Source organism: Campylobacter concisus (genome assembly GCF_002913715.1).
Taxonomy (GTDB): Bacteria; Campylobacterota; Campylobacteria; order Campylobacterales; family Campylobacteraceae; genus Campylobacter_A; species Campylobacter_A concisus_AG.
Genome location: NZ_PPCE01000004.1, coordinates 1 through 24,093, shown reverse-complemented (window position 1 = coordinate 24,093; position 24,093 = coordinate 1). Strand labels below are relative to the sequence as shown.

The following is a 24,093-nucleotide window of genomic DNA, read 5'->3' as shown; positions in this document are numbered from 1 at the left end:
ATCTATTAAAATTTTTAAGTTTATCTTAGGGGAAGTATGGTAAACAAAATCAAAGATCAAAATACAAAATTTTTCTCAAATGCCGACCTTGCAAAGCTATTTTTCCCTATTGCAGTTGAGCAGTTTTTAGAGTATAGCTTGGGGCTTGCAAACTCGCTAATGGCAGCAAGTGTTAGTGAAAGCGCTGTAAGTGCGATTAGTCTTGTGGAATTTGTCATGGCGCTATTTATTAGCATATTTACTGCTATCGCTACTGGCGGCTCAGTGGTTGCTAGCCAGTATCTAGGTAATAAACAAAGTGGCAATGCCAAAATCACAGCAAATCAGCTCGTCTGGTTTAGTTTTTTCTTTGCCCTTTTTATCGCAGCGGTCATCATAGTTTTAAAAGATATCATCTTGGATTATGTATTTGGCGATATCGGCGAGCAAGTGAGGCATGATGCTAGCCACTATCTCGTTTTCTCGGCCTTTTCCGCGCCATTTTTGGCTGTCTATGCAGCAGCTGCGGCGATCTTTCGCACAATGTCAAATGCCAAGCTTCCTATGTATATTATGGCGGCTGCAAATTTATTAAACGTACTTCTAACTGCCATTAGTATTTATACATTTCATACTGGTATTTTAGGTATTGCCATCAGTACGCTTATAGCCAAGATGCTTGCTTGCTTTGTTATAGTCTATTTGCTTCTTGATATAAGGCTAAAACTTCACATAAGAAAGAGCTTTATCTATAAATTTGACTACGAGATCATCAAGAAAATTTTAAATATCGGTGTACCTTATGGCTTTGAAAATTCGATGTTTTATGTGGGTCGCATCATCGTTTTGAGCCTTGTTTCACTTTTTGGCACGGCAAGTATCGCTGCAAATGCCGTGGGAGGGACGATCGTGATGTTTCAAGTGCTCCCTGGCATGGCGATAGGCACAGGACTTAGTGTAGTTATCTCAAGGTGCGTTGGCGCAAACGACTTTGCTCAGGCTAAATTTTACGTAAAAAAATCGATGATAAGCATCTATATTGTCCAGCTTTTTAGCACAGCAGTAATTCTGCTTTTACTTGAGCCACTGCTTCTTGTTTATAATCTCTCAAGCGAAGCCATAAATTTAACAAGGCAGATCGTCTGGTATCACGGTATCGCTATGTGTCTTATTTGGCCACTTGCCTACACATATCCGACCGTTTTTCGAGCAGCTGGGGACGCTAAATATCCGATGATTGTAAATTTAGTTTGTATGTTTGCTTGTAGAGTCATCTTGGCCTATATTTTTGCACTCACATTTGATCTTGGCATGATAGGTACTTGGTTTGCAATGTTTGCTGACTGGGCTGTAAAGGCGGTGCTTTTTACGATTAGATACCTAAAAGGCACATGGATGAAATTTAAAGCTATTTAAAAAGAAATTTAGTAATATACAAGCGATTTTGTCGCAAAGGATAAAAAATGAAAAATGTATTTAAAGTTGGTGCAGTTTTGCTTACGGCAGCTCTTTTTGCTGGATGTGCGAGTGAGAGCTCAAGAGTTGTCGAGACTCCAAAAGTAGCAAGCTACGGCACAGTTTACAATGGTCAAAAAATTTCAGTTTCGATAGGTCGATTTAATAATCAATCAGCTTACCAAAATGGTGTATTTGCTGATGGCGAGGATAGGCTTGGTAACCAAGCTCAAAGCATTTTGATCACAAATTTACAGCAAAGTGGTAGATTTTTGGTGCTTGATAGATCAAATATGAAAGTGATCAAACAAGAGAGCGAGCTAAGTAAAACCACTCAAAATCTAAAAGGCGCAAGATACGTGATAACTGGTGATGTGACCGAGTTTGGACGAAAAACTACGGGTGATCATCAGCTATTTGGCATACTTGGCAAAGGTAAGCAACAAACTGCCTATTCAAAGGTAAATTTAAATATCGTTGATACCAAAACGGCTGAGGTTGTCTATTCAGTTAGCGGCGCTGGCGAATACACCCTTTCAAACAGAGAGATCATCGGTTTTGGTGGCACAGCAGGATACGACTCTACGCTAAATGGCAAGGTTTTAAGTCTAGCTATTATTGAAGCAGTAAATAATCTAGTAAATGGCATAGAAAGTGGAGCATGGCAAGTAAAATAAGGCTTGCCGGCCTCGCGCTTTTTGCGCTATTTTTAGCGGGTTGCGGTCATTCAAACGGTCCAAGATCACTTTATTATTGGGACGGATCATATAGTAGCTCGCTATATAGCTACCTAAATGAAGAGGGCGATACAAACGAGCAAATTTCGCGCTTAGAAAATCTGGTGCAGATCTCAACACAAAAGGGCTACAGGATCGCTCCTGGCGTATACGCACACCTTGGACTTTTGTATCTAAATAATGGAAATTTAGGCGCTGCAAATGCAAATTTTGACAAAGAAGTAGAGAATTTCCCAGAGTCAAGGGAATATATAAATTTCATTAAAGGCTCTAAAAATTTAACTCCAAAAAAAGTAGAGCAAAAAGAGGGGGCAAATAATGAAAAATAGCCTTAAATTTATAGCCTTTGTATTTTTAGCAGTATTTTTTACGGGCTGCTCTATAAAAGAGCCTGAACCATACGACTACTCAGAATTTTTACAAAAAAAACCTCACTCTATCTTAGTACTTATGCCAACAAACGATAGCACAGAAATTTCAGGTCCAGTAGCAGTTTTAGCAAATGCAGTCGCACCACTAAGTGAAGCAGGATACTATGTATTTCCAGTAGCTCTTGTAAATGATACCTTTAAGCTAAATGGCATAACCGAGCCAAGCGAGATCGCGGCAGTGCCACTAAATAAGCTTGATAAAATTTTCCATGCTGATAGTGTGCTCTACATAAACATAAAAGATTATGGTACGAGCTATGCAGTCATCTCAAGCTCAACAAAGGTCGTCCTTGAAGCAAAGCTTATCGATATAAAAAGCGGCGCTACTCTTTGGCAAGGCAGTGCTATGGCAGCAGAAGATAGCAGCAGCGGTCAAAGTAGCCTACTTGGCATGTTAGTCTCAGCCGTCATCTCACAGGTGGCAAATACCATCTCAGATAGATCATACGATCTAGCAGTGATGGCAGATGCTTATTTATTTTCAAGAGATTGCCATAACTGCATACTTTATGGACCATATTCGCCGTATTATGGCAAAGATGCACAGCTTCATAAAGATAGATAAATTTAATGAATACTCATCGTCTTGGGATACTCCTTACTTTAGTTGGCGGTATCCTTTGGGGATTTAGCGGGGTTTGTGGGCAATATCTATTTTCACTTGGTATAAGTTCTGATTTTTTGGTGCCATATAGACTGATGCTAGCTGGCATTGTTATTGTAATTTTTTATGCTTTTAAAGAACCAAGTGCCGTTTTTGCTCCGATTAAAGATATAAAGCTACTTGGTGAGTTTTTAGTCTATGCCCTGCTTGGGCTTATGATGACGCAGTATGCCTACTTTTACTCCATTGAGCTTTCAAATGCCGCAGTAGCGACTGTTATTCAATACACCGCCCCTGCTTTAATTTTAATGGTCATTTGCATAAAAGAAAAACGCGTCCCAAGAAAACTTGAAATTTTAGCTCTATTTTTAGCTATGCTTGGCGTATTTTTCCTGAGCACACATGCTCAAATTTCATCTCTTGTCATCTCACCAAAAGCGCTATTTTGGTGCTTAGTTAGTGCCGTTTGTGTTTGTGTTTATAATCTTGCTCCAGCAAGGCTGAATGCTAAATATTCAGTCACTCTCACGCTTGGCTGGGGCATGGTTATGGGCGGAGTAGTGCTTGCTTGTTATATGAGAGTTTGGGGTTTTGCTTGGCTTAATGGGATAAATCAATGGCTGGCATTTATTGCTGTTATTACGCTTGGCACCATTTTTGCATTTAGCTTTTATATGATAGGTGTTAAGCTAATAGGCGCAGCAAAAGCTAGTTTATTAGCCTGCATAGAACCACTAAGTGCAGCATTTTTTGGCTACTTTTGGCTTGGAACAAAATTTGTATTTTGGGATTTTTTAGGATTTGCTCTAATAATCTCTTGTATATTTTTACTATCAAAAAGAGAAAAAATATGATATTTCTAGCACAAACTGATACGACAGCTGGCTTTTTAAGTAAAGATTATAAAGAGATAAATAAGGCCAAAATGCGTGATGAGAATAAACCTTGTCTTATCACGACGGCAAAATTTAGCGTTTTAAATGAGCTTGTTAGAGTGCCAAAAAAGTATAAAAATTTTATACGCCGTTCAAGAAAAACTACATTTTTGTATCCAAATTTAAAGGCTATTAGAGTCGTAAAAGAGTGCGAGCACGAAAAATTTTTAGCTAAATTTGACTGGCTTTATTCAAGTAGTGCGAACAAAAATGGACAAAATTTTAATGAAGCTTGGGCTATGAGCGTGGCTGATGAAATAGTAGATGATCATTTTTTCGAAGATACTCCATCAAAAATTTATAAAATTTCTCGAAAAAAGATAAAGCGTTTAAGATAACTAGTGAATTTATACAGCCACCACCTTTTTAAACTCATCTAAATTTTTTAGCGCTTCATCTATGCCAATCAGCCAAAATTCGCACTTTGTCGTATCTTTTTTAAAGTGTTTTTTCATTAGCTCTTCCACGCTTTTTGTGCCACACTCTATTAAAAATTGTTTATAAATTTTGCAAAATTTTGCTTCATCTTTTTTAAACTCACTTAGAAAGAATTGTGATAGCAGATAACCGACGCTATAAGGATAGTTGTAGATATAGTTGTCTGTTTTATAAAAATGTAATTTTTTGCTTTCTTGCTTGTAAAAGTCTCGCTCTGGCAAGCATTTTTAATCTACTTTTAGCTTTTTAGCGATATGATTCCGCAAATTTTAACAAAGGAAACAACATGAAAACTCTTGTGATTTTATCGCACCCAAATCTCGCCGCATCGCGCGTAAACAAAGCCTTATCTCAGGTAGCAAAGGCCGCAGCGGACGCTAAGGTGCGGCATTTGGAGGGGCTTTACGGCTTAGATATCGCGCGCATAGACGCCCGCGCAGAGCAAGACGCGTTAGCGGCTGCCGAGCGCATCGTATTTTTGTACCCGATGCACTGGCTAAACGTGCCGCCTATGCTAAAAGCCTATATCGACATCGTCTTTTCGCACGAGCTGGTGGGTTCCGGCGCGCTTAAAGGCAAGGTCTTGCAGCTTGCGCTAAGCGTCAGTACTCCGCTTAGCGAATACTCTAAACAGGGCGCGATCGGCTTTAGCTTGGATGAAATTTTAACGCCGCTTAAGATCGCGGCAAACTACTGCGGGATGGAGTTTGCCGTGCCGTTTATTAGTAGCGGATTTGAGCCGGGCGAGTTTGGCGACGATGCCGTAGATGCCGCAGCTGCGCGCTTTGGCAAGCTTTTACGAGGAGAGCTAAGCCCAGGCGAATATCAAATTTAGCCTCGTCTTTTGCGACCGCGAGTTAAAATTTCGCGACAACAACGTGGCTAAAAGCATTGCAATACGTCTGACTGGTACGTGTTATACGATGTTTGCGTGATATTAAAAAATACGTTTTTTAGTAAAATTTGCGCTTAAAACCGGAAGATCACGCATCAAGTAGTAGTGCCAAGCATGCCCCAGCTCATGAGCTTGCTGGATTAAGTGCGAAAGAGTATTCATGTAGGTGGTAAAAATTCTTGGTTGCTTAAATTTTGGCAAACTTACAAAAAATGCTCCGCCAGCTTTATTTTCTCTTACATCGCTTTCTATCCAGTGTTTGTCTATCATAAGCTCGATAAAACTATCTTCGCCCAGTGGTTTTAATGCTTTTTTGATGATTTTATAAATGAGATTGCTGCTTTTATGACTAAGATGCAAAAGATAAATATAAAATTTTAATATTAAGTGCGACTATTGTAGTGTGATTTAAAGCTAATTAAAATATTCAAAATACAAAAGGACGTAAATATTTGGTTTGGTAAAAATTCAAATGATGCCAGTAGCAACTTATTTTAGTATTTACTCCCTCGGAAGTCCGTTTTTATCAGACTCGTCGCTGATTAGCTTACCCGATTCGTCGTATTTTTTGGCGCGGATGAGCCTACCGCGCTCAAACTCACCCAGGGCTTCGAGCTTTCCGTTTGCGTAGTAGTGGCGCGCCTCGCCGACCTCCAGCCCGTCCTCAAACATCACTCTAGCTTTTAGCTTGCCGTTTTCGTGATACTCCTCGTACAGCCCGTGATAGCGCCCGTTTTTAAACATCACTTTTGCCGCCGGCGCCCCGCTCTCATAGTAGTCCAGTCCCGCGCCCGTTTGGCGACCGTCTTTGTACTCGTATTCGCCTCGTAGCTTACCGCTCGGGTAATATTCGCGCGCGACGCCGTCCTTCTCGCCGTCTTTGTAATTTTCTACCACGCGCGTTTTGCCGTTTTCGTAAAATCGCTTCCAAACGCCGTTTTTGCGGTCGTTTTTATACTCGCCCGTCTCCTCCACGGCACCGCTTTCGTAGTACCACGTCTCCGCGCCTTCTCGCTTGTCATTTTTGTAGGTTCGCACGCCTCGAATTTTACCGCTTTTGTAGTAGTCAAAGTCCTCGCCGTTTCGCAGTCCGCCCGCGTACGGGCTGCGCGCGCTAACCTCGCCGCTAACGTAATAGTCCGTAAAAATGCCCTCTCGCTTGTCCGCCTTGAAAACGCCCTCCTGCTTTAACGCGCCGCCCTCGTCAAAATAGTAGCGGCGATAACGCCCGTCGCGGACGTCATTTTTGTATTCGCTCTCGCCCATCAGAGCGCCGCTATCTGCGTGGTAGTGCTTCGCCGTGCCCTCGCGGACGCCGTTTTTTAGGGGATATTCGTTTGAGGGCTTGTCTCTGCCGTCAAAATAGTCCCTGTACGCACCGCCATGCCGCCCTGCACGTCGATCTCGCGTATGAGCGTTGGTGGCAGGGGTTTTAGCCTCGGATAGACCATGCCCATCGCATTTACGCCATATAGGTCCTCGACGCTGTATCGAAGCATCTTTAACGTGCCGTCGTAGAGCTTGCCTTTTACGTAGTAAAGCCCGTTTTTTAGGCTTGCTTCGGGCTTCATTACGATTTTTGGCTCTAATGCCTGCGCTCCGACGGCTAGAAGCGGAAGTAAAAATAGAAATTTTAGGATTTTCACGGTTTTTCCTGCTTTGTTTTATTTGGGTAATTTTAAATTTTGAAACTAAATTTAAGGTGAAGGCGCGGTCGTTTTTGTTTTGAATGAGTTAAATTTGAGAGCTCTTGCTAAATTTAACCGTTTTTTAACGCTTCGACGACGACCATCCACTCTTGCGCGAGCCTTTCAAGGCTAAAATTTGCGTTTGCCGAGCTAGTCGAGGGTAGCTTGACGGGCGGTTTGCCAGTTGCATTTAAAATTTGAGTTTTTAGATATTTTTCGCAGATTTCGTGCGCTTTGCCGCCGTTTGCGTAGACTTGCGTGATATTTGCGGTTTTAAAGATCGGCTCTAAATTTGCAGGCGCGACGGCGGTCATTTTAGCGTTGCTCGAGCCCTTTATTTCGCACGAGATCGCAGCGTCGTAGATAGCGATGTGGTGAGCAAGTAGAAAATTTATCTTTTCGTCTGTGCTTTCTGGTAACGGAGCATTTAAAATCCCAGCCAGCACCCGCCAAAAACGATTTTGCGGATTTGCGTAATAAAAGCCAGATTTACGAGAAACTACGGAAGGGAAGGAGCCGAGGATTAAAATTTTAGAGTTTTTATCAAAAATCGGTTTAAATGGACTAATTTGGTTCATCTATATCTTTTAAATTTTAGCCATTCAAACCATTTATGATTTTATAAAAAATTACTCTTTTTGGTTTGGATTATTTGAAATTTTATCGTTAATCATCTTTTTTGCATTCATTGCAATATCGGTGATTTTCTTATTAGAGTCACTTAAAATTTCTTGTATTCTAGCCGAATCATCTTTTTTAAATATTTTTAAATTTTCACTAAAGTCCTCATCATTAATGTCAAAATAAGCGACTGATTCAAAAGATAGTTTTGAGGCTATTAGGACTTGCGGGAACGCATTTTTATAAGAATTATAGCTTTTTACCTCAGCATTGTAGCTTTCACGTTTATTTAGGAGTTCGCTCTCGATTTTTTCTAACTGCGACATTAGCATTTGATATGTTTCGTTAGCCTTTAGTTCCGGAAAGGCTTGAGCCAAAGCAGCTACTTTTGCGACTCCATTTCCAGAAACGCCAAGTTGAATCATTTGTTCGCTACTTGCATAATCTTTGGCTATATCTATTATTTGATTTGATAGATCTAAACGTTTTTTGAGCGTAGCTTGGATATTTGCGAAGCTCTCTCTGATGTTTTGCATCATTAATTGTAGTTTATTGTATATTTTAATAATATAAGCCGCTAGGGCAATAACAACAACAATTATAGTAATAAGCATCTTTGCTCCTTTTTACTTGTTTTAAGATATACGATTTTGACTTTTTACGACTTAATTTCACTTTAAGGATTTAGAAACTTGCTTATTTTTTTTGTGGGTTATTTTATTTTTTAAGTGAAATTATCTAAAAACAAAATTCTCCCACATGATAAATTTAAGCGGGAGAATTTACTCTTTACTCGGCTACGCTGCCGGCAGAGGCATCCTCGGCGCTTTCAGGCGCGCTAGACTCGATCTCGTCGCTAAAGTCAGCCAAGCTTAGGCGTTTTAGCTGACGGTAGCGTCTTTGTGCGTCGGCCTTGTTTTTAGCCAGCAGCTCGTCCGCGTGCTGCGGATTGGTTTTCTTAAGCGAGTTGTAGCGAACCTCGTTTAGCAAAAACTCCTCGTAAAGCGACCAATCAGGATCTTTTGAGGTCATTTTGAGCGGATTTTTGCCCTCTTTGATTAGGCGCGGATCGTAGACGTAGGTCGGCCAGTAGCCGCATTTGGTCGCTAGCTCGCCTTGACCGCCCGAGAGCGCCATGCCGCCTTTTATACCGTGCGCGATACACGGCGAATACGCTATCACGAGGCTAGGTCCGTCGTAGGCTTCGGCTGCGGCGATGGCTTTTATCGTGTTTGCCTGGCTGGCGTTTGAGTTGATTTGAGCTACGAAGATATTTCCGTAGGTCATCGCGATGTAGCCTAGATCTTTTTTTTGCATCGGCTTGCCGCTAGCGGTAAACTGCGCTATGGAGCCTGCGCGGCTTGATTTTGAGCTTTGGCCGCCGGTGTTTGAGTAGACCTCGGTGTCAAGCACGAGCACGTTTACGTTCTCGCCGCTAGCTAGCACGTGATCAAGCCCGCCAAAGCCGATGTCGTAGGCCCAGCCGTCGCCGCCGATGATCCACTGGGATTTCTTGACGAGATATCTTTTTAACTCTAAAATTTCTTTTACGCCCTCTACGCTTAAATTTTGCTCCAAAATCGGTGTTAAAATTTTAGCGATTTGCGTCGTTTTCTCGCCGTCGTTTTTGTGTGCGATCCAGTCGGAGTATAGCGCGGCTAGGGCATTTGGCGCGGCGTCTTTGGTGCGTAGCATGACGTCTTCGATACGGTGGCGCAGCGTCTCTACCGCGACGTTCATACCCATGCCAAACTCCGCGTTATCCTCAAATAGCGAATTCGCCCACGCTACGCCCTTGCCCTCTTTGTTCGTCGTATAAGGCGTCGAAGGCGCGCTACCGCCGTAGATCGAGCTACAACCGGTGGCGTTTGCCACGATCATACGGTCGCCGAAAAGTCTCGTAACAAGCCCGATATAAGGCGTCTCGCCGCATCCGGGACACGCACCGTGAAACTCAAATAGCGGCTGCGCAAATCCCACGCCCTTGACGCTATCTTTGCTCATCAGATCGTCTTTGTAGGTTACTTTTTTAAATAAATAATCGGCGTTTTCCTGCTCGTGTCGCTCCATCTCCTCGGCTAGCGGTACCATGACGAGCGATTTTTCCTTGCTCGGGCAAATTTGAGCGCACAGCTCGCAGCCCGTGCAGTCAAGCGGGCTAACTTGGATTTTGTATTTTAGCCCTTTTACCTCTTTGCCTTTGGCGTCTAGGACGTGATCTTGCACGGTTTGCGGCGCGGCGGCGAGCTCGTTTTCGTCGATTAGAAACGGGCGGATCACCGCGTGCGGGCAGACGAAGGCGCACTGATTACACTGGATGCAGTTGCCCTCGATCCACTTCGGTACCATTACGCCGATACCGCGTTTTTCGTATTGCGTCGTGCCTGATTTAAAGTGTCCGTCCTCATAGCCCACAAATGCCGAAACGGGCAAGCTATCGCCCCTGGCGGCGTTGATAGGCTTGACGATTTTTTCTATAAATTCGTCGCCGACGTATTTCTCCTCGTTAGCGGCGTCATCCGTCAAATTTGCCCAGCTAGGATCTACTTCGACCTTGACCAGCCCATCCGCGCCCATATCGATAGCCTTGTAGTTCATCTCCACGATCGCTTCACCCTTTTTGGCATAGGCTTTGTGTGCGTACTCTTTCATGTATTTTTGCGCGTCGGCAAATGGGATGATGTCTGCAAGTTTAAAAAACGCCGACTGCATGATGGTATTCGTGCGGTTTTTTAGCCCGATCTCGCGAGCTAGCTTAGTGGCGTTGATGATGTAGAAATTTACTCTTTTCTCAGCTAAAATTTTCTTTACTTTATTAGGTAGTTTAGCGACCGTCTGCTCGGCGTCCCAGATCGAGTTTAGCAGGAACGTTCCGCCCTCGCGGATACCGTCTATGACGTCGTAAATTTCAAGATACGCCGCGACCGAGCAGGCTACAAAGTGGGGATTTGAGACGAGGTAGGTCGATCGGATCGGGTTTTTACCGAAACGCAGGTGCGAGCGCGTGTAGCCGCCCGATTTTTTGCTGTCGTAGGCAAAATACGCCTGCGCGTAAAGATCGGTTTTATCGCCGATGATTTTGATTGAGTTTTTATTCGCTCCAACAGTACCGTCCGCGCCAAGTCCGTAAAATAGGCACTCTTTCACGCTCTCGTCGCTTAGCGAAATTTTATCGCCGACTTTTAGCGAGGTGAAGGTAACATCGTCCTCGATGCCCACGGTAAAGCCGTTTTTAGGCTCGCTTAAATTTAAATTCTCAAAAACCGCCAGCATTTGCGCAGGATCGACGTCTTTTGAGCTCAGACCGTAGCGGCCGCCTACTATCACGGGCTGATTTTTGCGTCCGTAAAATGCCGCCTTGACGTCCAGATATAGCGGCTCGCCGAGGCTTCCGGGCTCTTTCGTGCGGTCTAGCACGGCGATCTTTTCTACCGTCTCAGGCATCACGTCAAAGAGGTATTTTAGGCTAAACGGACGGTATAGATGCACTTTTAGCACGCCTACTCTTTCACCCTTTGCGCGTAGGTGATCGACCACTTCTTCTAGAGTTTGCGTGACAGAGCCCATCGCGACCACGATGCGCGTAGCGTGCGGATCGCCGTAATAATTAAACGGACGATAATCGCGTCCCGTGATTTTTGAAATTTCTTTTAAATACTCGGCCACGATATCAGGCACGGCGTCATAGTAGCGGTTAGCTAGCTCGCGCGTCTGGAAGTAGATGTCGTCGTTTTGCGCCGTACCGCGAGTTTTCGGGTTTTCGGGGCTTAGCGCCTCGTCTCTAAATTTTTGTAGCGCCTTACGGTCAAGAAGCCTATCAAAGTGCGCGTAGTCAAGCACCTCGATCTTTTGTATCTCGTGGCTCGTGCGAAATCCGTCAAAAAAGTGCAAAAACGGCACGCGACCCTTGATCGCCGCTAGATGCGCGACGCCCGCGATATCCATGACCTCTTGCACGGAGCCGCTTGCTAGCATTGCAAATCCCGTTTGGCGACAGGCATAAATATCCTGATGATCGCCAAAGATTGAAAGCGCCTGGGCCGCGATAGAGCGCGCGCTCACGTGGATGACGCCGGGTAGCAGCTGGCCTGCGATTTTGTACATGTTTGGGATTTTTAGCAAAAGTCCTTGCGAAGCCGTGTATGTGGTAGTCAGTGCGCCTACTTGCAGCGAGCCGTGCACGGTGCCCGCAGCCCCGCCCTCGCTTTGCATTTCGACGACTTTAACGGGCATACCGAATAGATTTTTCTTGCCCTGAGCCGCCCACATATCGGTGTAATCGGCCATCGGCGAGCTAGGGGTGATCGGGTAGATGCCCGCAACCTCCGTAAATGCGTAAGCCGCGTGCGCCGCAGCCTCGTTTCCGTCCATAGTTTTCATTATTTTAGCCATTTTTCCGCCTTAAATTTTCTTACGATTTTTAAAAATCTTTTATTATAGAGCTAGTTTCCAAAATCTACTATTAATCTATGTCATTAATAAATTCTGAGGATTTTGCCTTTTAAATTACTAACTTTAAGCAAAATTCCATTACCGTAATGAAAAAATAAGATTAAGGATAAAATTTGATAAGCGTTCATAGGGTAGCCTATTTAAAGGTTATAGCTCTTGCTTTTTGTGCTTTTATATTTAATACTACTGAGTTTGTTCCAGTGCCACTTTTAAGTGATATTGCGAAAGATTTTGATATGAGCACGGCTGATACCGGTCTTATCATCACTATTTATGCGTGGAGCGTCACTATACTCTCTTTACCACTTATGCTTTTAACTGCAAATTTAGAGCGAAAATCTCTTCTTTTAAAGGTTTTTATCGTATTTGTTGTAGCTCATACGCTTTGTGCTTTTGCTTGGAATTTTAAAATTTTAATTATTGCTCGGTTGATGATAGCTATTGCCCATGCTATTTTTTGGGCTATCACTGCTTCACTTGCTGTTAGGCTAGCACCGATAAATAAAAGCTCGCAAGCTCTTGGATTGCTAGCTCTTGGTACATCGCTAGCGATGATACTTGGTCTGCCACTTGGAAGAATTTTAGGTGACGCACTTGGTTGGCGTGTGACCTTTGGACTGATCGGAATTTTTGCTGTTGGTGTTGGAGTTTGGCTATATAAAATTTTGCCACTTCTGCCAAGTAAAAACCCAGGCTCGCTTAAAAGCTTGCCAGAGCTTGCAAGAAATGGCCTTTTAATGGTCGTATTTTTACTAACTGCAATTATCATAAGCGCGCATTTTAGCACCTATAGTTACATTGAGCCATTTGCAAAAGATATCAGTGGCTTTGATGGAAAATTTATCACAATATTCTTGCTTATATTTGGCGTTGCTGGCGTAGTTGCAAGCCTGCTTTTCTCTAAATTTTATAAGCTCATTCCAAATGCATTTTCAGCAATTTCTATCATGCTTATTTTATGTTGCTTGCTTTTATTAAATTTTATTGCTAAAAATGAAGTTTTAATGCTAGTCTTGGCCTTTATTTGGGGGCTTGGCATAGCTGGTGTAAATATGAGTTTTCAAATAAAAGTGCTAAATTTAGCCTCAAACGCTACTGATGCTGCAATGGCGATATTTTCGGCTATTTATAACATAGGCATCGGAGCAGGGGCGCTAATAGGGCATCAGACGATAGTTCATTTAGGCGAGCAAAATATCGGCAATGTCGGTAGTTTTTTTGCCGCAAGCGGACTTATCATATTTTTGTTTGCGGTATCTAAGGTTAAGAGAATTTAGATGTTTAAATATCTAAGTAAAACGTTACAAATTTCTACATATAAGTGATAATAAATATCATAACTAAGAAAAAATTTAGTTAAGCTTCCTTATAATCATTATCAGAAAATGAATAAATTTTAGGAGCTTATTATGTCAGTTTTAGTTATCGGTGCAGATGAGATAACGCCTATCAAGGCAGTTTTACATGATTTGGGAGCCGAGAAGATAGAACACTGGGATGCTAGAAATGAAAACCGCGTAAATCGCAAGCCGATCCCTCAAGATACCGAGTGTGTGGTGATGCTAACTAGCTTTTTAAACCACAACACTATGAAAACAATTAAAACTCAAGCAAAAAAGAGAAATATTCCAATTGTTTGTGCAAAAAGAAGCGTTAGCTGCGTATTTTGCGAGTACTGCAAGGTCTTTGGGCTAGATAAGGAATTTGGATGCAAAGAATAATCAATGAGATTCGGGCTTTTATCAGATATTGGCGAAATAACTCCAAATATTTTTGCAAAGCTTGATAGGCTTTCGCGTGCAAAAATTTTTATTGCACTTTATAATTCTGGCGTAGAAAGTGAGCTAAAAATACCACTTTCTTACGCTAAATTTCTAAATTTCAAAGAAATTTTTGAGGCTAGGATAAATTTCCTACTTCGTGAGAAATGTCTAAAATTTAAGCCAGCAGATCGCTTTTGTTTTTCATCAAATATCATCATAAATGCTTATTTAAAAGGCGACTTTTCAAAGATCAAATTTATAGCAAAAGAGCCAAAGATGGCAGCTGCAAAGATGATAAAAATGCTTTATGTAAGTGGGAAATTTGAGTTTTGTATCGATGCGGCACAGATGTTTTGTCAATTTGTTTATGATAAAATACGCCTCCGCCATCAAGATAAAGATGTCGTGCTAAATGGCGGTGTCATTTTGGTCAAAAAAGATGGTAAAAATTTGCTCAGCGTCATGCCAAGCTTTAAAAAAGTGAGCTTTGATGATATGAGAAATTTAAACGACGATATAGATAGAGCTGTCGGTGTGCTTGGTCACGAGTGCGAGATGGTTTATATCGTTTTCCCTAGAAATGAGGAATTTAGGCGACACGTTGAGGTTAGGCACTGTTGTGCGAGAGGTTTGATCAAGCTTGTGCCTTATACGATTATTAGTAAAATTTTTTAAAAAGGATAAAAATGATAGGTATAGTTTATGGAAGCAGCATGGGAAATACCGAAGATGCAGCAAAACTTATAAGTGAGGGTCTAGGCCTTGAAAATGAGCTTTTAAACGTTGCTGATGTAGACGCAGCGAAACTAAATAGCTTTGATAAGCTCATCCTTGGTACATCAACCTGGGGTAGTGGCGATCTTCAAGATGACTGGGACGCGTTTGACTTTAAAGCATTAAATCTAAGCGGAAAAACAGTCGCTGTTTTTGGCATGGGTGATAGCGAGAGCTACTCTGATGAGTACTGTAACGGCATGGCAAAGCTTTATGATGAGGTCGTAAAAGCTGGCGCAAAGGTAGTTGGTGAGGTTAGCACCGATGGATATACATTTGATGGCTCTGATGCTGTAAGAAATGGAAAATTTGTAGGCCTAGCACTTGATGCTGATAACCAAAGTGACAAAACTGAGGGTAGAATTTCAGCTTGGATAGAGCAGATAAAACCTCACTTTGCTTAATGTAATTTTAGCTAGATTTTCTAGCTAAAATTTTCATATATCCATAGCCGAGATGAAGCTTTTTATTCTTTCATTCTGGCTGTTAAAAAACTCATCTACCAAGCCATCAAATGCGATCACGCCTTTATCTAAAAACAAAATTCTATCAGCTATCTTTCTAGCAAAATTCATATTATGAGTGACAATGATCATAGACTTTTTCTCTTTTGCAAGAGATAAGATGACCTTTAAAACTTCAGCCTCAAGCTCTGGATCAAGCGCGCTTGTAGGCTCGTCGAGTAGTAGAAAGTATGGATTTACAGCCAGGGCTCTAGCGATGGCCACGCGCTGTGCTTGTCCGCCTGAGAGCCTGTTTGGATAGGTATCTTCTTTGTGACTAAGCCCCACTTTAGCTAAGAGCTCTTTTGCCTCTTTTATCGCTTCGTTTTTATCTTTTTTTTGAACGTAGATCGGAGCTTCTGTGACATTTTGAAGTGCTGTTAGGTGTGGGAAGAGGTTAAAGCTTTGAAAAACCATGCCTGTTTTTTTACGAATTTCTAAAAGCTTTTTTGAGCTAAGCTTCTCTTTAAAATTTACAGCTCTGTCATCTATCTCTAAAACACCACTTTGTGGGATCTCAAGTAAATTTATGCATCTAAGAAGCGTTGATTTGCCACAACCAGATGAGCCAACGATCACGGTCGTTTGCCCCTCTTTGAAGCTTGTGTTTATGTTATCTAGCACCAAATGATCGCCGTAAGATTTGCTTATATTTTTAAAATTTATAGCCATTAGACATACCTTGAGACAGCTTTTTCAAGCCTTGATTGAAGATAGGTTAAAAGTGTGCAAACCACCAGGTAGATAAGTGCTGCTAGGATGTAGAGGATGAGTGGCTCAAAGGTCCTTGCTGCGATCCTTTGAGCGACCATAAACATATCAACCATCGTTATAGAAGCTGCTAGTGAAGTGTCTTTAACAAGGCCTATAAATGTGTTTGAAAGTGGCGGCAACGAGATCCTCACTGCTTGAGGTGCGATGATGCGCTTTAAAATTTGATAGTGTGTCATGCCAAGCGATGTGGCAGCCTCCCACTGGCCTTTTGGCACAGAAAGTATGGCAGCCCTTACGGACTCAGAGGCGTAAGCACCTACGTTTAGGCTAAATGCGATAGTGGCCGCACTCCAAGTATCAAGCGTGACGCCGAGGCTAGGAAGTCCGTAAAATACAATGAAAAGCTGCACAAGAAGCGGCGTGCCGCGAAATATCCAAACATAGGTGGCAAATATAAATTTTAAAATTTTTATATTTGAAAGCCTTGCTACTGCTGTGATAATGGCGATGACAAGCCCTAGCGAAAACGAGATCAATGTAAGCGGAATCGTTACTTTTAAAAGTGCGATGATCATCGGTAGTGTCGAGCTTGAAACAAGTTCGATCACTCTATCTAAATTTTCCATTTTTGCCTTGTTGGTTTATAAATTTATTTTGAGACGTCTTTGCCAAAGTAGCTTTTAGAGATAGCTTCTAGTTTGCCCTCTTTTGAAAGCTCAGTTAAAGCATTTGAAATTTGCTCTGCAAGCTCGGCGTTATCTTTCTTAACAGCTGCTGCTGTGTAGTCTTTCTCGTCAAGTGAGGCAGCTATCTTTACAGGTGCATTTGGGCGCTCTTTTATGAAGTCGTAAAATACGATGTTATCTCTTACAACAGCATCTACACGCCTTGATATAAGAAGCTCCATACTTTTAGCAAAACTATCTGTTACGACGTGTTCAGCGCCATATTTTACGGCGACTTTCGCCCAGTTACTAGTCGCTGAGTCGGCATTTTTTTTGCCTTTTAGGTCGGCAAAGCTTTTTATGTCGTTATTATCTTTTCTAGTGATGATGGCACCAAATGTTACAGTATAAGGCACTGAAAAAGCATATTTTTTCTTTCTCTCATCAGTTATGCTTACTTGATTAAATACAACGTCTGCCTTACCAGCATCAAATGCAGCTAACATCGCATCCCAAGGGGCTGTTAGAAACTCAACTTTTAAATTTAGCTTTTGTGCTACTGCTTTTGCGATATCTACGTCGTATCCTACTAGCTCATTTTTGTCATTATAAAATGTAAAAGGCGCGTAAATGCCTTCAGTTGCTACTGTTAGCACGCCATCTTTTATAGTTTTTGCTTGTAAATTTAAAGCCATTGCAAGCACAGCTACTACTTTTAATAAATTTGTAAATTTCATTTTGATCCTTTATTTTGAAATATCTTTTCCAAAATATTTCATCGAAATTTCACTTATCTTGCCCTCGGCTTTTAGCTCGTCAAGTGCTTTGTTTATCGCCTCTAATAGCTCAGTGTTGCCTTTTTTAACGATTGCAGCTGTTGGCATCGGCTCGTTGCTTGTGTATGCGATTTTTAGCGGCGCATTTGGGCGTTGTTTGATGTAGTCAAAAAATGTAACGTTATCGTTTATCGTATCATCAGCTCTTTTTGAAATGATAAGCTCCACGCCTTTGCTAAAGCCATCAGCCACAACCACTGTTGCACCGTTTTTCTCGGCTATCGCTGCCCAGTTGCTAGTCGCAGAGTGCACGCTCTTTTTGCCTTTTAGATCAGCAAAACTTTTGATGTCGTTATTATCTTTATGCACGACAATTACCGGATATGGCATAGTGTAAGGTACGCTCATACCATACTTTTTCTTTCTATCTTCGTTTATACTTACTTGATTAAATACAACATCGGCCTTACCAGCATCAAAAGCCGCAAGCATCGCATCCCAAGGAGCTGTTAGAAACTCAACTTTTAAATTTAGCTTTTGCGCTACGGCTCTTGCAATATCTACGTCATATCCTACTAGCTCGCCCTTTTCATCGTAAAATGAGTAAGGTGAGTAAGTACCTTCAGTTGCGACGATAAGTTCGCCTTTTTTGATAGTTGAAGCATTTAAATTTAAAGCTAAAAAAGCACCTGCGATCAAGCCAAAAATGGGCTTAAAATTCATTGATTCTCCTTATTTAGAAATGTCTTTACCGAAGTATTTAAGCGAAATTTCGCTTAAAGCTCCTTCTTTACTAAGCTCATTTAGGGCAAAATTTATCTTAATTAGCAGCTCTTTGTTACCTTTTTCTACGTTATAGCCCATTTGTTCACTATTTGTATGGCATCATCTTTTATGATCTGCCAGTAAAATTTTGTAAAGGCAGAATTTAGCAAACAATCGCACGAATTGCACCAAATTTAAAAAGCAATAGAAATTTTTATACAAAACTCTTTGCAAAAAATTCAAGATTTATGCAAATGTCAGTCGCAACTGCGACCTAGGTAATATTTTGGCGCTATTTTATCACAAAAATAAAAGGGCGGCGTCTCACTCCGCTAAAAGTGAGACCGCTAGAGCTTTTACCCCCTTAAAATCAACCTTGCCGCTTGCAAGCGTTGGGATATCATCAACGATGAATATATAGCTTGGCATCATTATAGGAGCTAGGCTGCTCTCTTTTAAAATTTGCTCGATATTCTCAGGCTCTGTGCCACTTTTTACTAAAAGTGCGATCGCTTCACCCTTTTTGCTATCTGGCACGTTTGCGCTACTAAAGACAACGTCGCCCCCAAGCACCTTTGCAAGCTCTTCTTCGACGCTTCCAAGGCTTATCATCTCGCCGCCTATCTTGGCAAACCTTGAGTATCTATCGACGATAAACACAAAGCCGTTTTCGTCGATGTGGCCTTTATCGCCAGTTTTATAGTATCTTACGCCATCAATGTGCGTGATGACCTCGCTTGTTTTAACCTCGTCGTTTAGATAGCCCTTCATCACTTGCGATCCGCCGATGACGATGAGGCCGTCTGTGCCAGTTTCCAGCTCTTCAAGCGTCTCTGGGTCGATTATTTTTATGATAGTGCCAGGTAGAGGCATGCCAACGCTGCCAGGTCTATTAAATGTAAGCTCTTTTAGGCTCTCTTTTTCTAGGATATTTGGCATATTTACAGCAGCTACCGGTGCCGTTTCTGTCGCGCCATAACCTTCATAAATTTCTATGCCAAATTTGAGTCTAAACTCATCTTTTATCTCAGGTTTTAGCTTTTCAGCCCCAGCTACGACCATTCTGGCACTTTGAAACATCAGCGGATGAAGCTTTTTGTTTCTGGTGTAGAGCCTAAAGAAAGTTGAGGTGCCAAAAATGATGCTAACGCTGTGTCTTGCCGCCATTTTGCCGATAGTCGCTCCGTCTGTTGGGTCAGGCACGCTTACCATTTTTATGCCCTCGCAAAGCGGCATGAGCGTGGTGACCGTTAGTCCAAATGAGTGAAAAACAGGGAGTGAGTTTAAGATCACGTCATCTTTTTTGAAATTTAGAAGTTCGCTTATTTGCTTAATGTTTGCAAGTAAATTTTTATGGCTTAGCTCGATGCCTTTTGGCTCGCCCTCGCTACCGCTACTAAATAAAATGGTAGCTGTATCTTCTAAGCTTACACGCTTAAAATAGCAAAGCTTGATGAGCCAAACTGGAGCAAAAAATGCAGTTAAAAGCGCTAAAAATTTCTCTTTTTTTGAGACGCTGGCTGAGAGATCTTCTGCAAATTTAGCCTTTCCGCTCATCGCATCTTTTAGATCAAAGCCCTTAAGTGCTAGCTTTTCAAGAAATTTGCTAGAGGTGATGACTGTGTTTATATTTGCCTTTCTTAAGGCGTGATTTAGCGAGGTAACATTAAGCGTGTAGTTTAAATTTACACTTACTTTGCCCATGGCAAGAAGTGCCATATTGACGATAGCTGCGATGCTTGAGCTAGGTAGCAAGATGCCTATATTTTTCTCATCTTTTAGCTCTCGTTTGAAAATTTTGATAAATACTAAAACGGCTGTTATAAATTTCAAGTTGCTTAAATTTAGCCCAGTGCTGTCGCTCACGCACTCTTTAAATTTCTCTTCTTTTGCGTTGTTTAGCCATTCGCTTGTTAGTGGTTTTTGCCTTGAGATAAAGCTCTCCCACGATGAAAAGCTAAGCTCAAGCACCTTTTGCTTCATCTTTGCGGCGTTTATAAATGTGGTTATTGGTTTGCCAAAGGCGACGATGATGTCGCGTCTGCCGTTTTTAGAAGTGAGGTCTTTATAAAATTTACTAGCTCTTGAAAAGCTAGATCCCCAAAGGCCACGAAGATAAAATGGCACGATACAAATTTCTTCTAGATCTCTGATGATAAGCTCAAAGCCCTTTTGAAACTCATTTATCTGGCCGTTGTAGCTGATGTGGCCTTCCGGAAAAAGTGCGACCACTTCGCCATTTTTTAGGCACTCTCTAACTAGCTCTATGGACTCTTTACTAGCGCCTGCGCCTATTGGGATCACCTTAAAAAATTTAAAAATTTGCTTTAGATACCATTTGTTATAGATCGTTCTATACATGACAAATCTTATACCTCTTGGGCTTGCAGCTTGAAGCACGAGCCAGTCGATCCAGCTGATGTGATTGCCAAGAAGTAGTGCGCCGCCACTTTGCGGTAAATTTTGAAGTCCTTCAACGAAAAAGCGGTACTTTGTCTTTAAAAATGGCAGTAAAAGCAGCCTTGTAAAAAGGTGTGGAAGCTGCAAAATGGCGTAAAAACTACCAATTAAGCAAACAAGCGCTGTAAAGACAAAGAGCCCAGTGGTTGAAATTTTAAAATATACTAAGCCTATGCCAATTGCTAGAAATAGCAGCATCGAGACGTTTTGTAAGAAGTTGTTTGCCGCCATTATCTTGCCGGTGGTCTTTTGCGGGGCAAAGTACTGGATCATCGCATTTAGCGGCACTATAAATATGCCTCCAAAAAAGCCAAATGCAAATGAGCTAAGACTCACTACGCCGATGCTTGAACCAAATGCGAAAAATAAAAGTGAGAAAAATATGCCCATAGCGCCCATCGGCACGATACCAAGCTCGATGTGTAGCTTTGACATAGAGCCAGCCACGTATGAGCCAAATGCTATACCTATGGCGCTTGCTGCTAGAATTGCTTGCACTGCTAGCGAGCTGTCGTCGTTAAAAACGGCTTTGTAATGAGCTGGGAAAGCTGCGATGATGATCTGAGAAATTCCCCAAAATATACTAAGTCCAGCGATGCTTAGCCAGATATTTTTATCTGACCTTACTTCTTTTAAATTTTCTCTTAAATAGCTAAGGCGAATATATTTTTTAATATCAAAATTTTCGCTTGTTTCGTCTTTTTCATCGATGCAAGGTAACTTATAAGCAAAATACGCTTCAAGTGCGCTAAATACGACTAAAAAGATACCGATAGGATAGACGCTTTTTAAAATTTCTTCTGAGTTTTCGCCTTGGATGTATAAATTTTCAAATATAAATGAAAATAAAAATGAGCTAAAAAGTATCGCAACGATGGTGAGCGCTTGGATGACGCCGTTTGCTGTGCCAAGGCGCTCAGGGCCGACTAGGGCTTTGATGATGCCGTATTTTGCCGGTGAGTAGATCGCACTTTGAGCGGCTAGTATGAGCGTTAAAGCAAAGGCTACGCCAAAAGCACCTGCAAGATAGCTAAAAAGCACCGCGACACTAATGATAAGGCCAAAAACAGCACAAATTCTTATGACCTTTATTTTTGCGAATTTATCATTTATAAAGCTTGAAGGCGAAAATAAAAAGATAAATGGTAGCAAGATCATTGCGTTTATGACGGCTGTTAGGATAAAAAGTATGTCGCCATCGTATGTTTTTAAAAGAACATTTTGTATGGTGATTTTGTGTGCTAGATCGACACTCGCATTTAAAAATGCGATCGCAAGGTAGGGCAAAAAGCCAGCAACTTTTAATAAACTCATCATAGAAATACCTTTGTGATTTTAAAGATTTTGTAAATCTAACAGCAAAATATTTAAAATATTATTAATAAAAAACTCTACATTAGATTTGGTAATAAAAATTTTTTAAAAATTTAAATTTTATATGCTTTTGGATAAAATCACGCAATCAAAAATAAGGAAAAATTTATCATGAACTATGAAATAATCGTCGTTGGCGGCGGACATGCAGGTATTGAGGCTAGTCTTGCAGCTGCTAGAATGGGCAAGCAAACTTTACTTATCACGATCTTAGCCGAGCAAATAGGTGCTGCAAGCTGTAATCCAGCAATTGGGGGCCTTGCAAAGGGACATCTTGTAAAAGAGATCGACGCGCTTGGCGGTCAAATGGGGCTTACAACCGATGCTGTTGGTATCCAGTTTCGCGTGCTAAATGAGAGTAAAGGTCCAGCAGTGCGTGGTAGCCGCGCTCAGATCGATATGGATAGATATAGAGTTTATATGAGAAATTTGCTTTTAAATACGCCAAATTTAGAAATTTCTCAAGAGATCGCCACTGAAATTTTAAGCGAAAATGGCGAAGTAACGGGCGTTAAAACTCACCTAAATAACACATATAACGCAAAAAAGGTGATAATCACCACTGGCACATTTTTAAATGGGCTAATTCACGTTGGATTTAATAAGCTAGAAGCCGGCCGCGTGGGCGAACTAAGCGCAAAGGATCTAAGCGGCAGTCTAAGAGAGCTTGGGCTAAATTTGGGCAGACTAAAGACTGGAACATGCCCAAGGATCGATGCAAAAACTATAAATTTTGAAATTTTAGAAAAGCAAGATGGTGACGCAAAACCAGTTGCGTTTAGCTTTAGAACTAAAAATTTTTCCCCAACGCAGCTGCCATGCTACATCGCCTATACAAACGAAACCACGCATGAGATAATCCGCTCAAATTTCGACAAAGCGCCACTTTTTACAGGACAGATTGAGGGCATTGGGCCAAGATATTGCCCAAGTATCGAGGATAAGATAAACCGCTTTGGCGACCGCGACAGACACCATCTTTTCATCGAGCCTCAAACACTTGAAGCTACAGAGTACTACATAAACGGCTTTTCAACGAGCCTGCCTTATGAGGTGCAAGTGCAGATGTTACGCTCCGTAAAGGGCTTTGAAAATGCCAAAATCGTAAGGCATGGATACGCTATCGAATATGACTACGTTGAGCCAACACAGCTAAAACATAGTCTGGAGACCAAAAAGGTAAAAGGACTATACTTGGCTGGGCAGATAAACGGTACGACTGGATACGAAGAGGCGGGCGCTCAGGGACTAATGGCTGGTATAAATGCAGCTCTTTCACTGGATAATAAAGAGCCACTCGTCTTGCGCCGCGATGAGGCGTATATCGGCGTTTTGATCGATGATCTTGTCACAAAAGGGACAAAAGAGCCATATAGGATGTTTACGAGCAGGGCGGAGTATCGCTTGCTTTTGCGTGAGGAAAATGCCATTTTAAGGCTTGGCGGATATGGCCATGAGCTTGGGCTTCTTGATGATGAGACTTTTAATGAAATTGAAGCTATCAGGCAAAATTTAAAAGATGGCCTTGCTTACCTTAACAATACGCAAATTACGCCGAGCAAGCAAAATTTAGAGCTTTTAGCCAGCCTTGATGAAGAGCCAATAAGCCAAAATGTGAGCCTACAAAAGATCGTCGCACGCAAGAGCTTTACGGCTGAGAAACTAAGAAAGCTTGATCAGAAATTTGCAAATTTAGATGATGCGAGTGTGGATCAAATTTTAACCGAGTGCAAGTATCAGCACTACATAAATGAGCAAAAAAATCAGATAGAAAAAATGAAAGATATGATGGATGTAAAAATTCCTGAAAATTTTGACTTTAGAAGTGTTAGTGGCCTTAGTAATGAAGTGGTCGAAAAGCTTGAGAAATTTGCACCGCCGACACTTTTTGCTGCGAGTGAAATTTCAGGTATTACGCCAGCTGCGATTGATATCTTACATATTTATATAAAGATGAATGAGAAAAGGCTTGGCTGATTTTGATTTTTGGTTTAGTTTAAAAAGCCATAAAACTTAAAAATTTTTATCTTAAAATCAAAATTTACGTTTAAGTTAAAATTAACA

25 protein-coding genes are annotated in these 24,093 nt (G+C 41.6%); 12 read left to right on the top strand and 13 right to left on the bottom strand.

From position 1 onward, the window contains the following. Nucleotides 1–36: 36 nt before the first annotated feature. Genes CYO92_RS01170 through CYO92_RS01145 form a run of 6 tightly spaced genes read left to right on the top strand, consistent with a single transcriptional unit; the run spans nucleotide 37 to nucleotide 4,479 of the window. Nucleotides 37–1,395 (top strand): MATE family efflux transporter, encoded by a 1,359-nt coding sequence (locus tag CYO92_RS01170; RefSeq protein WP_103588283.1) that lies wholly within the window; start codon nucleotides 37–39, stop codon nucleotides 1,393–1,395. 47 nt (nucleotides 1,396–1,442) lie between these two features. After that, nucleotides 1,443–2,111, top strand: a complete 669-nt coding sequence (locus CYO92_RS01165; protein WP_103588282.1) for a CsgG/HfaB family protein — start codon at nucleotides 1,443–1,445, stop codon at nucleotides 2,109–2,111. Further along, a complete protein-coding gene (locus CYO92_RS01160) occupies nucleotides 2,096–2,500 on the top strand; it encodes a DUF4810 domain-containing protein (RefSeq protein WP_103588281.1) in 405 nt (134 codons plus the stop codon). Before CYO92_RS01165 ends, CYO92_RS01160 begins: the two co-directional genes overlap by 16 nt. After that, nucleotides 2,490–3,167 (top strand): DUF799 domain-containing protein, encoded by a 678-nt coding sequence (locus CYO92_RS01155; protein ID WP_103588280.1) that lies wholly within the window; start codon nucleotides 2,490–2,492, stop codon nucleotides 3,165–3,167. Before CYO92_RS01160 ends, CYO92_RS01155 begins: the two co-directional genes overlap by 11 nt. 5 nt (nucleotides 3,168–3,172) lie before the next feature. Next, a complete protein-coding gene (locus tag CYO92_RS01150) occupies nucleotides 3,173–4,060 on the top strand; it encodes a DMT family transporter (protein WP_103588279.1) in 888 nt (295 codons plus the stop codon). Further along, nucleotides 4,057–4,479: a Sua5 YciO YrdC YwlC family protein gene (locus tag CYO92_RS01145; RefSeq protein WP_103583218.1), complete on the top strand. Its 423-nt coding sequence runs from the start codon at nucleotides 4,057–4,059 to the stop codon at nucleotides 4,477–4,479. The genes CYO92_RS01150 and CYO92_RS01145 overlap by 4 nt, the downstream gene beginning before the upstream one ends. A 9-nt stretch (nucleotides 4,480–4,488) precedes the next feature. Here CYO92_RS01145 and CYO92_RS01140 read toward each other — a convergent pair whose 3' ends face one another. Beyond that, nucleotides 4,489–4,800, bottom strand: a complete 312-nt coding sequence (locus tag CYO92_RS01140) for a hypothetical protein (RefSeq protein WP_103583463.1) — start codon at nucleotides 4,798–4,800, stop codon at nucleotides 4,489–4,491. A 65-nt stretch (nucleotides 4,801–4,865) separates the two neighbouring features. Between CYO92_RS01140 and CYO92_RS01135 the strand changes: the two genes are divergently transcribed. Then, nucleotides 4,866–5,414 (top strand): NAD(P)H-dependent oxidoreductase, encoded by a 549-nt coding sequence (locus tag CYO92_RS01135; protein ID WP_054197179.1) that lies wholly within the window; start codon nucleotides 4,866–4,868, stop codon nucleotides 5,412–5,414. A 102-nt stretch (nucleotides 5,415–5,516) separates the two neighbouring features. On the opposite strand, the gene CYO92_RS01130 is transcribed toward CYO92_RS01135, so the two are convergent. From CYO92_RS01130 to nifJ, 6 genes are all read right to left on the bottom strand, one after another. Then, nucleotides 5,517–5,834, bottom strand: coding sequence for a hypothetical protein (locus CYO92_RS01130; protein WP_054197178.1), 318 nt, complete (start codon nucleotides 5,832–5,834; stop codon nucleotides 5,517–5,519). A gap of 141 nt (nucleotides 5,835–5,975) precedes the next feature. Next, nucleotides 5,976–6,740, bottom strand: a complete 765-nt coding sequence (locus tag CYO92_RS01125; protein WP_223315382.1) for a toxin-antitoxin system YwqK family antitoxin — start codon at nucleotides 6,738–6,740, stop codon at nucleotides 5,976–5,978. Nucleotides 6,741–6,796: 56 nt separating this feature from the next. Continuing rightward, nucleotides 6,797–7,120 (bottom strand): hypothetical protein, encoded by a 324-nt coding sequence (locus CYO92_RS09430; RefSeq protein WP_223315381.1) that lies wholly within the window; start codon nucleotides 7,118–7,120, stop codon nucleotides 6,797–6,799. 113 nt (nucleotides 7,121–7,233) lie between these two features. Then, nucleotides 7,234–7,740, bottom strand: a complete 507-nt coding sequence (locus CYO92_RS01120; RefSeq protein WP_103579473.1) for a DNA-deoxyinosine glycosylase — start codon at nucleotides 7,738–7,740, stop codon at nucleotides 7,234–7,236. A 51-nt stretch (nucleotides 7,741–7,791) separates the two neighbouring features. Beyond that, nucleotides 7,792–8,397: a LemA family protein gene (locus CYO92_RS01115; RefSeq protein ID WP_103579474.1), complete on the bottom strand. Its 606-nt coding sequence runs from the start codon at nucleotides 8,395–8,397 to the stop codon at nucleotides 7,792–7,794. A gap of 175 nt (nucleotides 8,398–8,572) precedes the next feature. Beyond that, nucleotides 8,573–12,175: a pyruvate:ferredoxin (flavodoxin) oxidoreductase gene (gene nifJ / locus CYO92_RS01110; RefSeq protein ID WP_103588278.1), complete on the bottom strand. Its 3,603-nt coding sequence runs from the start codon at nucleotides 12,173–12,175 to the stop codon at nucleotides 8,573–8,575. A 173-nt stretch (nucleotides 12,176–12,348) separates the two neighbouring features. On the opposite strand from nifJ, the gene CYO92_RS01105 reads away from it, so the two are divergent. From CYO92_RS01105 to fldA, 4 genes are all read left to right on the top strand, one after another. Continuing rightward, nucleotides 12,349–13,512 (top strand): sugar transporter, encoded by a 1,164-nt coding sequence (locus tag CYO92_RS01105; RefSeq protein WP_103588277.1) that lies wholly within the window; start codon nucleotides 12,349–12,351, stop codon nucleotides 13,510–13,512. A gap of 132 nt (nucleotides 13,513–13,644) precedes the next feature. Continuing rightward, nucleotides 13,645–13,956: a DUF2325 domain-containing protein gene (locus CYO92_RS01100; protein WP_002939277.1), complete on the top strand. Its 312-nt coding sequence runs from the start codon at nucleotides 13,645–13,647 to the stop codon at nucleotides 13,954–13,956. Nucleotides 13,957–13,959: 3 nt separating this feature from the next. Next, nucleotides 13,960–14,673: a UDP-N-acetylmuramate--alanine ligase gene (locus tag CYO92_RS01095; RefSeq protein ID WP_103588276.1), complete on the top strand. Its 714-nt coding sequence runs from the start codon at nucleotides 13,960–13,962 to the stop codon at nucleotides 14,671–14,673. Between the two features lie 11 nt (nucleotides 14,674–14,684). Next, nucleotides 14,685–15,176 carry a flavodoxin FldA gene (gene fldA, locus CYO92_RS01090; RefSeq protein ID WP_072595412.1) on the top strand — a complete coding sequence of 164 codons (492 nt, stop codon included), beginning with the start codon at nucleotides 14,685–14,687 and terminating at the stop codon, nucleotides 15,174–15,176. Nucleotides 15,177–15,209: 33 nt separating this feature from the next. Here fldA and CYO92_RS01085 read toward each other — a convergent pair whose 3' ends face one another. The 6 genes from CYO92_RS01085 to CYO92_RS01060 form a co-directional block, all read right to left on the bottom strand. Next, complete coding sequence (locus CYO92_RS01085; RefSeq protein ID WP_103588275.1) at nucleotides 15,210–15,947, bottom strand: amino acid ABC transporter ATP-binding protein; 738 nt, start codon at nucleotides 15,945–15,947, stop codon at nucleotides 15,210–15,212. After that, a complete protein-coding gene (locus CYO92_RS01080) occupies nucleotides 15,947–16,615 on the bottom strand; it encodes an amino acid ABC transporter permease (RefSeq protein ID WP_103588274.1) in 669 nt (222 codons plus the stop codon). The genes CYO92_RS01085 and CYO92_RS01080 overlap by 1 nt, the downstream gene beginning before the upstream one ends. Nucleotides 16,616–16,638: 23 nt before the next feature. After that, the gene (locus tag CYO92_RS01075; protein WP_103588273.1) at nucleotides 16,639–17,391 is read right to left on the bottom strand and encodes an amino acid ABC transporter substrate-binding protein; all 753 of its coding nucleotides are present in this window, start codon (nucleotides 17,389–17,391) and stop codon (nucleotides 16,639–16,641) included. Between the two features lie 9 nt (nucleotides 17,392–17,400). Beyond that, on the bottom strand, nucleotides 17,401–18,153 hold the full coding sequence (locus CYO92_RS01070; protein WP_084041921.1) for an amino acid ABC transporter substrate-binding protein: 753 nt from the start codon (nucleotides 18,151–18,153) through the stop codon (nucleotides 17,401–17,403). A gap of 9 nt (nucleotides 18,154–18,162) precedes the next feature. After that, entirely contained in the window at nucleotides 18,163–18,294 is a 132-nt protein-coding gene (locus CYO92_RS01065) for a transporter substrate-binding domain-containing protein (RefSeq protein WP_223315380.1), read from the bottom strand. Between the two features lie 225 nt (nucleotides 18,295–18,519). Then, the gene (locus tag CYO92_RS01060) at nucleotides 18,520–21,972 is read right to left on the bottom strand and encodes an acyl-[ACP]--phospholipid O-acyltransferase (RefSeq protein WP_103589600.1); all 3,453 of its coding nucleotides are present in this window, start codon (nucleotides 21,970–21,972) and stop codon (nucleotides 18,520–18,522) included. Nucleotides 21,973–22,140: 168 nt separating this feature from the next. Here CYO92_RS01060 and mnmG point away from each other — a divergent pair, with 168 nt between their 5' ends. Further along, on the top strand, nucleotides 22,141–24,006 hold the full coding sequence (gene mnmG / locus CYO92_RS01055; RefSeq protein ID WP_103588272.1) for a tRNA uridine-5-carboxymethylaminomethyl(34) synthesis enzyme MnmG: 1,866 nt from the start codon (nucleotides 22,141–22,143) through the stop codon (nucleotides 24,004–24,006). Nucleotides 24,007–24,093: the final 87 nt, after the last annotated feature.